Origin of the sequence: Shewanella sp. ISTPL2 (assembly GCF_013283205.1) — a bacterium.
Taxonomy (GTDB): Bacteria; Pseudomonadota; Gammaproteobacteria; order Enterobacterales; family Shewanellaceae; genus Shewanella; species Shewanella oncorhynchi.
The window spans coordinates 1094228-1108001 of record NZ_JAAPAV010000001.1; the positions used below are offsets into that span (position 1 = coordinate 1094228).

Consider the following 13774-nt stretch of genomic DNA (forward strand, 5'->3'; position numbering starts at 1 on the left):
TGAACTAAGTATAGAAACAGTTCTGCAATAGCGGGCCAAAAAGGAGAAATATTAAAATGAAATTGGGTTTATTGGCAGGTTCGATAGCGTTAATCTTCACCCTTCAAGGTTGTTCTAAACCTGAAGTCACTGCAGTTCAAGAAAATAGCTCGGCTAATATGACAGCAGTGCAGGGCGAAACACAAACGGCCGAGCAGCGTTATTTAGCGCTTGTGGATGCTTATTTTAAAGATTACCTAAAGCTTGAGCCCATCTACGCCACTTTTGTCGGCGTTAATGACTATAACGCCGATTTCGGCGGAGATTTAACTGAGGATTACCTTAAGGCTCGTCATGATCTTAACACTCACTATTTAGCTCAGGTGCGTGCGATAGATCCAAAGCAACTGCCTGCGGATTTACAGTTGAGTTATGACCTGTTCGTCTATGACCGTGATATGGCGTTAGTGGACGAAACTTTCCCTTCACGCTTTATGCCGATAAGCCAGTTCTATAGCACTGTCATTACTATGGTGCAGCTGGGAAGTGGCGAAAGTGCACAACCTTTTAAGACTGTCCAAGATTACCGTAATTGGGAACAGAGAGTCGATGGTTTCATCAAGTGGGTCGCACTTGCTGAAAATCGTATGAATCAAGGCATTGAAAGTAAAGTGGTACTACCTCGAGTGTTGGTAGAGCGCATTATTCCTCAGTTAGATGCTATGTTAACGACAGATGCGACTCAGAGCATTTTTTACTCGCCAATCCAGCATTTTCCCGAAAGTTTTTCAGAGCAAGATAAAGCGGAATTGACCACCCGTTATCAAGCTATGATAGCCGAGCGTATCGTGCCAGCGTTAACGAACTTACGCGATTACTTTAAGCAAACCTATTTACCTAAATCGCGGGCGACTGATGGTTGGTCAGGTTTGCCTAACGGTAAAGCTTGGTATCAGCATCTGGCGAACTCACATACGACCACCACTATGTCTGTGGATGAAATTCATCAAATTGGTTTAAGTGAAGTGGCGCGAATTTTATCTGAGATGGATAAGGTGCGTGAGCAGGTCGGTTTTAAGGGCGATTTGAAGGCGTTTTTTGCGTCTTTATCTTCAGAGCCGCAGTATTTCTATAGCGATCGCCAAGGTTTGATTGATGGTTATATGGTGTTGAAAGATAAAATCAATCATGTCTTACCTAACTACTTTAATGTGATGCCAAAGGCTGATTACGTGGTTAAGCCGGTTGAAAGTTTTAGAGAACAATCAGCAGCGGGAGCCTCTTATGAAGCGCCAGCGGTGGATGGCAGCCGTCCAGGGGTGTTTTATATCAACACTTATAACCTCAAAGCACAGCCTAAGTGGGGGATGACGACTTTATCTTTGCACGAGGCCGCTCCTGGGCATCACTTCCAAATCGCGATCAAACAAGAGCTGACCGGTGTGCCTGAGTTTCAGCGTTTTAGCGGTTATACCGCTTTCGAGGAAGGTTGGGCACTTTATGCTGAATACTTAGGTATTGAGATGGGGCTATTTACCGATCCTTACCAGTATTTTGGTAAGCTTTCCGATGAAATGCTGCGTGCAATGCGCTTAGTGGTTGATACTGGCCTTCATTCTAAAGGTTGGAGTCGTGAACAGGCGATTCAGTACATGAAAGACAACTCGCCTATGGCTGAGAGTGACATAGTCGCTGAAGTGGAGCGCTATATGGCGATCCCTGGTCAAGCTTTGTCTTACAAGGTCGGTCAGTTGAAGATTTTGGCACTGCGTGCCCGCGCAGAAAAAGCCTTGGGTGATAAATTTGATTTAAAAGCATTCCACGATCAAATCCTCACCTCAGGTTCATTACCCATGGCGGTCATGGAAAACAAGATCGATCGTTGGATTGCGTCGAAACAAGCTTAGCCGTGTAAGGTGCCGTTACTTGACTTTGTTGTCAGTGACGGCATTTTAAGACTTTTTTATTCAACAGAAAGTTTTTATACTGTTGATTCAAAACCTGTTAAAACGAATGTTTTAGTGGGAACTCAATGATATTTGGGGCAAATGTCTCATGATCCTTACAGGAGTTTTACTATGGTCCAGGCAACAGCAAGACATTTGTTAGTCAGCAGTGAAGAGCAGTGTCAAGCGCTGAAACAGCAAATAATGGAAGGCGCAGATTTTGCTCAAATTGCTCGCGCGCACTCTTCTTGCCCATCAGGTGCCCAAGGCGGCGAATTGGGGTCATTTGGTCCTGGCATGATGGTCAGAGAGTTTGATGAAGTGGTTTTTAGTGCACCATTAAATGAAGTACAAGGACCCGTGAAAACGCAATTTGGCTTTCATTTACTTGAAGTGACCAGCCGCGCGTAAGTTTTGCCGCTTATCTAATACAGCTTGTTTGATACGGCAGCGTTTGCTGCCGTTTTGTTTTATATGCTCATCACGGAGTCACTATGCTGGAACTCTACACTGATAGATTGAAACTCAGGAGCTTACAAGATAGTGATTGGGAACATTTTTATGCACTGCATAATGATCCTGAGATTAATCGTTTTGTACGCGTTCCAGAGTCGCAAGAGGTGATCCGCAGTAAGTTTCAGCAGCGTTCTGATACTTGGTTCTACGGTTCTGGCGATTGGCTGACCTTAGTGATTGAGACAGTTGATACTGGGCAGTTTATCGGTTTAACGGGCCTCTATTGTCAAAGTTTCGAGGAACAGCGTGCCGAAGTGGGTTATTTACTGGCGGTAGAGGGCCATGGTAAAGGTTATGCGACTGAGAGCTTAATGGCGGTCATTGATTGGGCTTGTTTAAGTTTTAATGTACATAAATTTGTCGGTCATTGTGCTAAAGATAATCACGCATCGGCACGAGTTCTCGAAAAGTGTGGTTTTCGGCTTGAAGGTTTACTCAGGCAGCAATTCAAAATAGGTGAAAACTGGCTCGATGAATCAGCCTTTGGCCTACTCGCCGATGAAAGACGTCTCTAGCCAAATTATCTTCAGCGAATTTTGTACTGTGCTGGTATAATGTCGCAGGTTTATTTTTAGAAGGCGTGTATTAAGTGGCGCAAATTAATCAATTGGCTTTGCATTCTGGCGAAGATTTCATTGAATTGTACAAAGTATTAAAAGTGCAAGGCATGAGCAATGCAGGTGGTGAAGCCAAACATTTTATCGACGAAGGTCAAGTCACTGTGAACGGTGAAGTTGAAACTCGTAAACGTAAAAAAATTATCGCGGGCGACATCGTCAGCTTTAATGGTGAATCAGTTCAAATCATTGCGGCAGAATAAGCCTGAAACAGTGGAGCAAGAAATGCAATTTCCAGATGATGACAATGGTAAAATGCTGGCCGCAATGGCTGAAGCGGGAATCGATTTAACTAAAGAGTTAGATGTTGATTTCTTTTTGGTTTTTGATGACCAACGTGATGCTGAAACTGCGTTAGAAGAATTAACAAATTCTGACTTGGAAGGTGAGCTTGAGCTGAATCTGAATGATGAGCTTGGTAAGTGGGAAATCATTGTTTGTCTCAATATGGTGCCTGAGTACGATACATTGGTTGAACAAGAAGTCATGCTAAATGATTTTGCTGCCGAATTCGGCGGCATGACCGACGGTTGGGGCGTAATGCAACATCAAGACGGTGACGATGAGTTTATGGACGATGATGACCATGTTCACGGTGAGCATTGCAATCACTAATTCTGATGCGCTTTAAGCCTTGAATCTAATAAACCACCTTTTGGGTGGTTTTTTATTAGTGTTTTTCTGCGCTCAGTTAGTGATCTCAATAGCCTCGTTTGGCACTTATAGCGTTATTGTGCCTCGCTTGAACTGAGATAGGTTTAATGCAGATTAATGACGATAGGGCGCAAAAATCTCTAATAACCAGTCGATAAAAGCTTGAGCTTTTAACGGCAGGCTTGGGGATTTTGGGGTGAGTAAATAATATCGATAGGGACTGGTGAAGGGGGCGTCGAAGGGGATGACTAAGCTGCCGTTTGCCAGTTGTTCTTCGATGAAGAATCGCGGAATAAGTGCTGCGCCCATGCCACTCGCAGCCGCTTGACTCAACATATAAAAATGCTCGACACCAAAGGTTTGTGCTTGGGTGAGTGTTAATCCCACCTTTTCCGCCCAATACTCCCAAAGTTCGGGTCTTGTGGTGTGTTTCAGTAACGTGACGTGATTAATGTCCTCGATATTTTGCAGTTTAGGCGCTAGTGAAGGCGCGCAAACTAAGCATAAATCCTCATCCATCAGCTTGATATAATTCGCGCCCTTAGGGATAACAGTGCTACTACGGATCGCAATATCATAACGACCTTGGCTAAAATCCACTGCAAAGTCGCCAATGGATAAGTCGACATACAAGTGTGGATGGCGGGATTTAAACTGCTCCATTCTTGGAATGAGCCAATTGATGGTTAAGCTTGGCAGCACATTGATGGCTAAGGTTTGCGGCTTAGTGGGCTGACGGCGCAAGTCACTGGTAGCACTAGATAGTGTTTGCAGAGCGGCTTGAACATGGGGTAAATAGCGTTTGGCTTCATCGGTTAAACCAACTTTTTTATGTAAGCGTACAAAGAGTGCAAAACCTAAATAATCCTCCAATACTCTGATTTGTTTACTGACTGCGCCATGGGTGACATGCAACTCCTTGCTGGCTAATGTCATGCTCTGTAAACGTGCTGCGGCTTCGAAGGCACGGAGAGAATTGAGGGGCGGTAGTTCGGCAAACATTTTATTTCCTACTGCTGGAAAATCAGAACAGGACTCGGGATTTTGTGTGAGTTTATCTCACGCTGTGGCGACAATAACTCCTTTGCGTTTATTTGGCAAACGCAGTCTAATGTTCGGCAATCACTCTCTTTTTTATCAGAAGAATAATAAATCATCATGGAATTTGAACTGACTCTACAAATCGCAGCGATACTTTTTGCCGTCGCTATGGTGGCTGGTTTTATTGACTCAATCGCCGGTGGCGGAGGCTTGCTGACCATTCCTGCACTTATGTGGGCAGGCTTGCCGCCTGCGGTTGCCTTAGGGACAAATAAGCTGCAGGCCTGTGGCGGCAGTTTTTTTGCGAGTTTGTACTTTGTCCGTAAAGGGCTGGTTGATCTTAAATCCGTTAAGTTAGCCTTGATTTGTGCATTTATCGGTGCGGCATTGGGTACGATTCTAGTTCAACTCGTCGATACTAAAGTGCTGGAGTTGATGTTACCTTTTTTGATTTTGGCTATTGGTTGTTACTTTTTATTTTCGAAAAAGATTTCAGAAGATGATAAACATCAAGTGCTGACTCCTACCGCATTTGCCTTTACTGCGGCATTGGGCGTGGGATTGTACGATGGCTTTTTTGGCCCTGGTACTGGGAGCTTTTTTGCGCTGGCCTTTGTATCGCTAGCGGGGTTTGGTTTGGCGAAAGCAACTGCCCACGCAAAACTACTTAATTTCTCCACTAACATTGCTTCGCTGATCTTCTTTGCCTTGGGCGGAAAAGTGATTTGGTTATTAGGATTAGTCATGCTGGCAGGGCAAGCGATTGGTGCAACCTTGGGTTCTCGTCTCGTGGTCACTAAAGGTACAAAGATTATTAAGCCGTTGGTGGTGACTATGTCCCTTGCTATGAGTTTTAAACTTTTGGCGAGCCAATATAATTTATTTTCGTAAACTATTTGATATTAAGCATTTTATAAAACTCACTCATCAATAGACGCTCTTTAAGCTGCGCATGAGTGTATCTTGGTGGCGTCCATCTTGGCTCAAAAGTTAAGCTGAGGTGGATATCACCCAAAAGATCCGCCAAATGACGACTTAAAACGTCTCATCCTACTTTGAGTTAGGTGTACTCTTTCAAGTTTTTTGAATAGTATTACCTGTCATTTTTAATACACTTTTTAGGCTTCTTATTGTTTTGGTGTGTATTTTAAATATTGTGTACATATTTAATCCGATTGATTTAAGTGCAGTGTCTATCTTGCCAGTCTTATTTTGCATCGACGGGCGGCATGTGCGCTCGGGTTTAGCGCCACCACTTCTTTAAAAGAGCGATTATGAAATTTATCCACACCTCGGACTGGCACATAGGTCGTCAATTACACAATCAATCACTACTGGATGATCAAGCCTTTGTGCTCGAGCAAATTATTGCTCTAGCGGATGAACACAAGGTGGATGCCGTGATTGTGGCGGGGGATATTTATGACAGATCGATTCCGCCTGCGAATGCGGTTGCGCTGTTAGATGATGTGCTTAACCGCTTAGTGCATGATTTAGGCCTGCAAGTCATTATAATTGCAGGTAACCACGATGGTCACGAGCGCTTAGGTTTTGCAGCAAAACAAATGGCGGCAAGTGGGTTACATATTATTGGCCCTTTGAGTGCTGATATTTATCCCATTACTTTGTCGAGTTCAAGCGGTGATGCGGTGTTTTATGCCTTGCCCTATGCCGAACCTGCCACAGTGCGCCAAGTTTTTGAGTGTGAGGCGGCAAGCCATGAGGCCGCAATGACGCTATTGCTTGAACAAGTACGCCAGCACGATAGCCAAGGTTTGCCGAAAGTGGTGATAAGCCATTGTTTTTTGGATGGTGGTAGCGAGTCAGAATCTGAGCGACCACTGAGCATTGGTGGCGCTGATAAAATATCGCCAACGCTATTTACTGAGTTTGATTATGTCGCCCTTGGGCATTTGCACGGACCGCAATACAAAGGTGCAGAGCATGTGCGCTACTCAGGATCGATTTTGAAGTATTCCTTTAGCGAACAACATCAACATAAGTCGGTGACCTTAGTCGAACTTAGCGCGCAAACGCCGATTAAAATTAGTTTATTGCCATTAACGTCAATACGCGATGTCCGCATCTTAGAAGGGGAGTTAGCCACATTACTCGCCCAAGGTAAAACGGATATCAAGCGTGAGGACTACCTTATGGTCAGACTTCTTGATAAACATGCCATTTTAGATGCTATGGGAAAATTGAGAGCCGTTTACCCTAATGTGCTGCATTTAGAGCGGACTGGTCTGATGGCGGGGCAGCAACAAGTCACCTTGAGCCGAGATCATATCAAAAAAGGCGAGATGGACATGTTCCGTGACTTTTTCTCTCAAGTGTCCGGCGAGTCATTAACACAAGCACAGCAAGCCGTGATGGATGAACTCCTGACTAAGCTACACAATGAGGAGCGCCAAGCATGAGACCACTTAGCCTTTCCATGTCAGCCTTTGGCCCCTTTGCATCGACTCAAGAACTTGATTTTACGGCCTTAGGGACTAATCCGTTGTTTTTGATTAATGGACCCACTGGTGCGGGTAAGACGACCTTGCTCGATGGTATTTGCTTTGCCCTCTATGGCAAAACCACTGGTAATGAGCGTGAAGGCAGCCAGATGCGCTGCGATATGGCCGATGATAGTCTGCTAACAGAAGTCACTTTTAGTTTTCAGTTGGGTAATAGCAGTTATCGTATTCGCCGTGTGCCAGAACAAGACAGGGTTAAAAAAAGCGGTGACGGCTCAACGGTGCAGAAGCCCGAAGCACAGTTATATAAGATAGACGCCGCGGGTAATGAAAGTTTGCTTGTAGCGAGCAAAGTCTCTGAGGCAACCGCTGAGATTGAAGCCTTAACTGGCCTCGATGTGGAGCAGTTTCGCCAAGTGATGGTGTTGCCGCAGGGGAAATTTCGCGAATTGTTAATGGCAGACTCCAAAGCAAGAGAACTGATATTTAGTCAGCTATTTCAAACGCATATATACCGACGTATTGAAGATTCCTTAAAAAGTAAGGCTGCAGATATCCGCGCCTTAGTGAAAGATCAACGCAGCCGCCGTGATGGCATTTTACAAAGTGCGGGTTTAGCATCCGATGACGAGCTTAGCTGTGAATTAGCCAAGCTTACGCCAGAACTTGAAACAGCCCAAAGTGCGAAAGAACAGGCATTACAGCAGCAACAATGGGTGATAAAAACCAGCGATGCCGCCCAGCATTTATTGGCCGAATTTGTGCAGTTTGATGCCTTAACTCAAACGGTTGCTGCGCTTGATGCACAGCAAGAAAACATGGCTGCGCAAACCTACAAACTGAATTTGGCTAAACAGGCGCAGCACTTGGCACCCATGCTTGAGGTGTTTGTGGCCCGTGAGCAGGAAGCCAAGGCGGCAAGTCTTTCCCTTGAACATGCGAAAACAGCATTAATCAATGCTAAACAAGCCTTCGATAACGCAGAGCTTAAGGTCGCTGATTTGCCCGTGTTGGAAGCGTCGTTACTCGAACAGGAACAGGTCAAACAGCAACTGAATGCCTTAGGGCCGCAGCTCAGGGAATTGGATAGGCTTAATAAAACCCTTGAACAAGAGCAAGCGCAGCTCATTAGCGCGAAAATACAACTTCAGAACAGCAAAAATGAGTTAACCACCGCAGTCCAAAAACGCCGTGAATTGGAATCCGCTCTGCCGCAACTACAGGCCAACAGCGAAACTCGCCTCTCATTGCAACAAGCGCATCAGCAGCAACAGCAGTTATTGTCTACCTATCAGCAATGGCAACAAGTGGCGGCAAGGGTATCGTCGACACAGGCAAAACTTGTTGAGGCTAAAGTCAAAGGGCGACAACTCAGTGCTCAGCATCAGCAAGCACAGGTTACATATAAAGCCTTATTGTTGACTTGGCATCAAGGACAGGCCGCTATTTTAGCGCGGCAATTACAGCAAGATGAACCTTGCCCTGTTTGTGGCAGCCAAACACATCCACAGCCAGCACAAAGCCAAGATCCACTCCCAAGTGATGAAGCGCTGCAATTAGCACTTGAGGCTGAAACGAATGCTCAAGAAATCCTGAGCAAAGCCAGAGCGGAATATCGTGGGCTACAAACGCAGTTAGAAACCTTGCAACAGCAAGCACAAGATCTCGCGGTCCAATTGGGCACTGCGGTTGATATTCCTTTAGACGAACATACACATACCTTGTCGCAATACGCTTTCTCACTCACTCAAGCGGAGCAAGCCCATCAGCAGTTACAGCTGTTACAGCAAGAGATTGCATTGTTGCACGCACAGGAAACGCATCTACAACAAAAGCTAGAGCAAGGACAAACACACGACAGTGCACTGCAATCTAAAGTGGATCTATTGCAGGGGCAGTTAGCGCACATGCAGCAAAGTGTTCCATCTGCGCTTGCAACGCTTGAGGCCTTAACTGCAGCAATCGCGCAAAATCAGCAAAGTATCAGCCAAATTAAGCAACAGATCACTAGTGTTAGGGATCTCCAACAACAGACTGGCCAATCTTTTGTTGCGGCTAAAGCGGCACTTAATGGTGCTGAAAATGCTGCTGAGGCGGCATTAGCCCAGCAAACGCGTGCACAGCAGCAACTCAATCAGCAATTAGTCGCAGCAGGTTTTGCCGATCAACAGGCCTTATTTGAGGCCATGCTGGATGAAGAACAACAGCGTGCATTAGCCAGCGAGATTGAGGCTTACCAACAGCGCAGTGCTTTGACCAAGGCACAGTGCGAGCAGTTAGCGCTTAAGCTTAAAGATAAAGTGCCACCTGATAGCATTAAGCTGGCTGCTGAGCTTGAGTTCGCGCAGCAAGCATTACACGCAGCAGAGCAGGCATGGCAGTTGCTTCACACGCGCACAGTATTACTGATGCAAACCCAAACCCAGCTGAGTATTGCCGATGCAAAAGCTAAGGTTTTGGAAGATGAATATGCGGTTATCGGCACCCTTGCAGATGTCGCTAATGGAAATACAGGTAATAAGATCAGTCTGCAACGTTTTGTGTTAAGCGTACTGCTTGACGATGTGTTGTTAGAGGCAAGCCACAGGCTACACCTAATGAGCAAAGGGCGTTATCGTTTACTACGTAAGGAAGATAGGGCCAAGGGCAACAAAGCTTCTGGGCTCGAATTAGAAGTAGAAGATGCTTATACCTCCAAAGTGCGTCCTGTGGCCACCTTAAGCGGTGGTGAAAGTTTTATGGCAGCATTATCTATGGCGTTAGGCCTATCTGATGTCGTGCAAGCCTATGCAGGTGGTATTAAACTCGATACTTTATTTATCGATGAAGGCTTTGGCAGTTTAGATCAAGATTCTTTAGAACTGGCCATTCGGACCCTGATGGATTTGCAATCCTCTGGCCGCATGATAGGGGTGATCTCGCACGTGTCGGAAATGAAAGAGCAGATAAATACCCGCATCGACATCAATAAAACCTCACATGGGAGCGAAATGACGATAGTTTTGCCTTAGTTGCTCATTCTCACAGAGTGCGATAAATAACAAATTGTTTTATAAGTGTTATTTATTGTATCTCCTGTGTGTTTAACATTCGGATAATACACACAAAGTGAGTTGGAAATGCCAACTAGCGCATGTTTTTCATTAATGGTACAACAAAAGAGTGAAATAGCGTTTGTCATAATCGGTTTTTTGATATAAGTTGGAAAAAATTCGGGCTTCCCTCAAAGGGACTGGTCAAAAATAGAACGCAAAGTTAACGAAAGGTGAAAAGCGTTGCAAACAGGCAAACCCAACTTTATCAACTTATCGCAAACCCGTTTGCAGAACTTATCATCGACCCAAAAGAACATTCTATTAATGGGTAGTTTGTTGATGGGTGCTGCGATGTTGATGCCGAATAATAACCATGTTACGCCAACTGCTCAGCGTATCCCTGTTGTTCTCGATATTGAAAATATTCTCCCTCAAGTTTCTGAACCTGAAGTCCTAGATCAAGCTGCACTCATTAATAATGCTCCCCAGTTTGAGCGAATTATCGTTTCCGGTGATACCTTAAGTGGGTTATTTTCCAAGGCGGGTGTTGATCAGCAGACTATGTATAAGGTTTTAGAAGCTGATTTAAACATTTTGGCACTTGATACCTTGTTACCTGGTAACAGAATGCAATTTTGGCTTGATAGTGAAGGTCAGTTACAAAAATTAGAACTTTATTTTAACGCTGCCCGCCAAGTGGTTTTTACGCGTTATGAAGACGGTAGTTTTAATGTTGAAGAAGTGAACGTTGAAGGTGTTTGGCAAAATCGAATTTTGACTGGCGATATTAAAGGTTCTTTCTACGTTTCAGCCCAAAAAATGGGCTTAGCCGCTGCAGATATTCAGCGAATTGAAGATTTACTCAAAGAAAAATTGAATTTTGCCCGTGATTTACGAGCTGGCGACAAATTCTCAGTTTTGGTAAATGATCAATATGTTGAAGGTGAACCGACGGGAAGTAGCCAAATTTTAGGCGTCAGTATTAAAAGTGGCCGTTCTGAAATTAGTGCATATCAATATTCTGATGGTAGTTATTATGATGCTAAAGGTCAGAGTTTAGTTCGGGCATTCCAACGTTATCCGTTAGCTAAACAACCGCGTATGAGTTCACGTTTTAACAGCCATCGCAAACACCCAATCACAGGGCGTATTTCTCCCCATAATGGAACAGACTTTTCTGTGCCGATCGGGACTAAAGTTGTTGCACCTGGTGATGGAATTGTCAGTTTAGTGACGGACCATCAGTTTGCTGGTAAGTATATTGTGATTGAACATGGTGGTAAGTACCGTACCCGTTACCTACATTTGTCTAAGGCGTTAGTGCGTAAAGGTCAACGTGTAACTCGCGGTCAAGTGATTGCTTTATCTGGTAATACAGGTCGTTCGACTGGCCCGCATTTGCATTATGAATTCCATATCAATGGTAAACCTGTTGATCCGTTGAAAGCCGATATTCCTATGTCGAGCAAGTTAGCGAATCAAGATTTACGCACATTCACTAATATGGTGAAGAGTCGTGAAGCTATAATGAACTTAGGTTAGCCAAACCTAAGCTAATAGAATTTATAGTATCAAAGTTTGAATAAACAATAGCACTGACTTTCTAGAAGAGTTTATCAATGCCGATGAAATGAAAATTTCATCGGCATTTTTGTTTCCACAATACTTATTATGGTAGACATTTTCCTGCTATCACGAGTACTGTTCGAGTTGTATAAAAGCTTAAAATTTGTTCGACTCGAAGTCGTGGCGATAAAACATAAGGGGATAAAATAGATAGGATCTTCAGTTAGAAGTGTTATAGCGAGTCATTCAAAAGGTTGTGAAGAGGAAAATTGTGCGGCTGAAGAGCTTATAACGTTTTTTATTAAGGACTGAACAGAGAACCCAAATGCAGTGCTAAATCGTGCCTATCAGCTTGCGTGGCGCCTTTGCATTACTTTTAATGCGCACTTGCACAATTTACCTTTTAATGCGGGACAGCCACCACAGGGTGATTTTTTAAAGGGACGTAATGCAAAGCTGTGTTCCGTGGGTAAAGGAGAAAGTCGAGTAATAATAGTCGATGAAAATGTCGCATCATTTGCGGCAATAAAATTAGCTTTCGCGAGTTTTAATTGTTTTTTGAGTGTTGACTTATTGCTATGGGCAAATTCTTGCTGAGCAATATGCTTAGAGAGTAATTGGGTGAGGTGCTTTCGTTGAGCCTTTTTATTCGTCAAAGATTTATCAGTCAGGGTGTTCAGACGAGATAAGGATGGAATCACTTTTCCTGAACTTGAAACAGATTTCGCCTGTGTTTTGAGTAACTTTTTAGCTTGTTTTTTACACCATTTGCTCAAAAGTTTATCGATATTCTGTTTCGTCATTGTCATTACTGAGTTCTCCTGCGTGAGATACTTCAGCATTCTAAATGAAAACTATTATCAGTCAAGTTTTGGGCGAAAAATATACGAAGGTTAGGTATCGACTTTATCTGTAGAATAAGGGGATATGTTAGCGTCGATGCAAGTCAATAATAAGCGCAAATCAAATTCAAACTGGTGATAATCCGGCTCCATGTGGGTACACAAATTATAGAAAGCTTTGTTGTGATCTTTTTCTTTTAAATGGGCTAATTCATGTACTACGACCATACGCAACAAAGGTTCTGGCACACGCTTTAAACGCGAAGAAATGCGAATTTCGTTCTTCGCTTTGATTTTATTGCCTTGAACTCGTGCTACGTAAGAATGCAAGCCAAGTGCATGATGGCTAATATTAATTTTGTCATCAAATATCACTTTTGAGAGCGGGGAGGACTGGCGTAAAAATTGATTTTTAATCGTCTGAGTATAGTCGTACAGCGCTTTATCGCTACGAACGCTATGTATGACAGGATGACGTTTCAGCAATAGCTTGGGTAATGTGCCAGCATCGAGATGTTGCTGTACCTGCTGTTGAATATCAAGGCTGTAACCGTTTAAGTACTTTAATGGATTCATAGAGGATTTAGCTCCGAATGACTTCGGAGCCTGAGTTCATCACATTACTTATACTTTGCCAAAAATTCGGCGATTTTGATGGGCATAAGCGGCTTCGAAAGCTAACTGCTGTACTTTTTTAAGATCTAAACTATCGAAATCAACTTGGGGTGGATTGCGCTTGTTTTGCTCTTTGATAGTGACAGGAGACAATAGACTGACAGGTAATTCCCCTAATTGAATGGCTGCTTCAAGTTTAAAGCTTGTCGCTGAACCCGCGAGTTTACCTTTTTGCTCACGTTCTATGATGACAACTTCATCAACGCGATAATCTTGCATAAGCTTATGAAAAGCGAAGTGAAACTCACGAATAGCTTCTGTGGTAGCAGATTGGGAAACGGTGAAAGACACCTTACGGCATTCTGGCACATTGAAGGTTTCACCTTCATAGCTCAATAAACTGATAATGGCTTCGCCACCTTTTAATTCAACACCACAAACTCTCATGTTACACCTTCAAAATATCGATAATAGCGCTATTGTAGCTGGAAATGACATGAG

General features: G+C 43.9%; 13 protein-coding genes. 9 read left to right on the forward strand and 4 right to left on the reverse strand.

Annotated features, from left to right (window positions below):
• Positions 1-56: 56 nt before the first annotated feature.
• The 5 genes from HUB64_RS04890 (at position 57) to HUB64_RS04910 (ending at position 3673) form a co-directional block, all read left to right on the forward strand.
• Complete coding sequence (locus tag HUB64_RS04890; RefSeq protein ID WP_173496515.1) at positions 57-1886, forward strand: DUF885 family protein; 1830 nt, start codon at positions 57-59, stop codon at positions 1884-1886.
• Positions 1887-2057: 171 nt separating this feature from the next.
• Positions 2058-2336: a peptidylprolyl isomerase gene (locus HUB64_RS04895; RefSeq protein ID WP_028760433.1), complete on the forward strand. Its 279-nt coding sequence runs from the start codon at positions 2058-2060 to the stop codon at positions 2334-2336.
• 83 nt (positions 2337-2419) lie between these two features.
• A complete protein-coding gene (locus HUB64_RS04900) occupies positions 2420-2956 on the forward strand; it encodes a GNAT family N-acetyltransferase (protein WP_173496516.1) in 537 nt (178 codons plus the stop codon).
• A 74-nt stretch (positions 2957-3030) separates the two neighbouring features.
• Complete coding sequence (locus HUB64_RS04905) at positions 3031-3261, forward strand: RNA-binding S4 domain-containing protein (RefSeq protein ID WP_028760431.1); 231 nt, start codon at positions 3031-3033, stop codon at positions 3259-3261.
• Between the two features lie 22 nt (positions 3262-3283).
• The gene (locus tag HUB64_RS04910) at positions 3284-3673 is read left to right on the forward strand and encodes a ribonuclease E inhibitor RraB (RefSeq protein ID WP_113938831.1); all 390 of its coding nucleotides are present in this window, start codon (positions 3284-3286) and stop codon (positions 3671-3673) included.
• A gap of 153 nt (positions 3674-3826) precedes the next feature.
• On the opposite strand, the gene HUB64_RS04915 is transcribed toward HUB64_RS04910, so the two are convergent.
• Positions 3827-4714, reverse strand: a complete 888-nt coding sequence (locus HUB64_RS04915; protein WP_168823676.1) for a LysR family transcriptional regulator — start codon at positions 4712-4714, stop codon at positions 3827-3829.
• 156 nt (positions 4715-4870) lie between these two features.
• Between HUB64_RS04915 and HUB64_RS04920 the strand changes: the two genes are divergently transcribed.
• From HUB64_RS04920 to HUB64_RS04935, 4 genes are all read left to right on the forward strand, one after another.
• Entirely contained in the window at positions 4871-5644 is a 774-nt protein-coding gene (locus HUB64_RS04920) for a TSUP family transporter (protein WP_173245583.1), read from the forward strand.
• A gap of 383 nt (positions 5645-6027) precedes the next feature.
• A complete protein-coding gene (locus tag HUB64_RS04925) occupies positions 6028-7173 on the forward strand; it encodes an exonuclease SbcCD subunit D (protein WP_173245580.1) in 1146 nt (381 codons plus the stop codon).
• Entirely contained in the window at positions 7170-10226 is a 3057-nt protein-coding gene (locus HUB64_RS04930; RefSeq protein ID WP_173496517.1) for an SbcC/MukB-like Walker B domain-containing protein, read from the forward strand. Before HUB64_RS04925 ends, HUB64_RS04930 begins: the two co-directional genes overlap by 4 nt.
• A 264-nt stretch (positions 10227-10490) precedes the next feature.
• Positions 10491-11792, forward strand: coding sequence for a peptidoglycan DD-metalloendopeptidase family protein (locus HUB64_RS04935; protein WP_028760425.1), 1302 nt, complete (start codon positions 10491-10493; stop codon positions 11790-11792).
• Between the two features lie 371 nt (positions 11793-12163).
• On the opposite strand, the gene HUB64_RS04940 is transcribed toward HUB64_RS04935, so the two are convergent.
• The 3 genes from HUB64_RS04940 to HUB64_RS04950 form a co-directional block, all read right to left on the reverse strand.
• Complete coding sequence (locus HUB64_RS04940; protein WP_173497885.1) at positions 12164-12619, reverse strand: hypothetical protein; 456 nt, start codon at positions 12617-12619, stop codon at positions 12164-12166.
• Between the two features lie 90 nt (positions 12620-12709).
• Positions 12710-13234 carry a M48 family metallopeptidase gene (locus HUB64_RS04945; protein WP_105252910.1) on the reverse strand — a complete coding sequence of 175 codons (525 nt, stop codon included), beginning with the start codon at positions 13232-13234 and terminating at the stop codon, positions 12710-12712.
• A gap of 48 nt (positions 13235-13282) precedes the next feature.
• Positions 13283-13720 (reverse strand): DUF3010 family protein, encoded by a 438-nt coding sequence (locus HUB64_RS04950; RefSeq protein ID WP_028760422.1) that lies wholly within the window; start codon positions 13718-13720, stop codon positions 13283-13285.
• Positions 13721-13774: the final 54 nt, after the last annotated feature.

Excerpts from the sequence above, each read along its gene's own strand:
- HUB64_RS04890 (WP_173496515.1), top strand. The coding sequence starts at position 57 with ATGAAATTGGGTTTATTGGCAGGTTCGATAGCGTTAATCTTCACCCTT.
- HUB64_RS04895 (WP_028760433.1), top strand. The coding sequence starts at position 2,058 with ATGGTCCAGGCAACAGCAAGACATTTGTTAGTCAGCAGTGAAGAGCAG.
- HUB64_RS04900 (WP_173496516.1), top strand. The coding sequence starts at position 2,420 with ATGCTGGAACTCTACACTGATAGATTGAAACTCAGGAGCTTACAAGAT.
- HUB64_RS04910 (WP_113938831.1), top strand. The coding sequence starts at position 3,284 with ATGCAATTTCCAGATGATGACAATGGTAAAATGCTGGCCGCAATGGCT.
- HUB64_RS04915 (WP_168823676.1), bottom strand. The coding sequence starts at position 4,714 with ATGTTTGCCGAACTACCGCCCCTCAATTCTCTCCGTGCCTTCGAAGCC.
- HUB64_RS04920 (WP_173245583.1), top strand. The coding sequence starts at position 4,871 with ATGGAATTTGAACTGACTCTACAAATCGCAGCGATACTTTTTGCCGTC.
- HUB64_RS04925 (WP_173245580.1), top strand. The coding sequence starts at position 6,028 with ATGAAATTTATCCACACCTCGGACTGGCACATAGGTCGTCAATTACAC.
- HUB64_RS04930 (WP_173496517.1), top strand. The coding sequence starts at position 7,170 with ATGAGACCACTTAGCCTTTCCATGTCAGCCTTTGGCCCCTTTGCATCG.
- HUB64_RS04940 (WP_173497885.1), bottom strand. The coding sequence starts at position 12,619 with ATGACGAAACAGAATATCGATAAACTTTTGAGCAAATGGTGTAAAAAA.
- HUB64_RS04945 (WP_105252910.1), bottom strand. The coding sequence starts at position 13,234 with ATGAATCCATTAAAGTACTTAAACGGTTACAGCCTTGATATTCAACAG.
- HUB64_RS04950 (WP_028760422.1), bottom strand. The coding sequence starts at position 13,720 with ATGAGAGTTTGTGGTGTTGAATTAAAAGGTGGCGAAGCCATTATCAGT.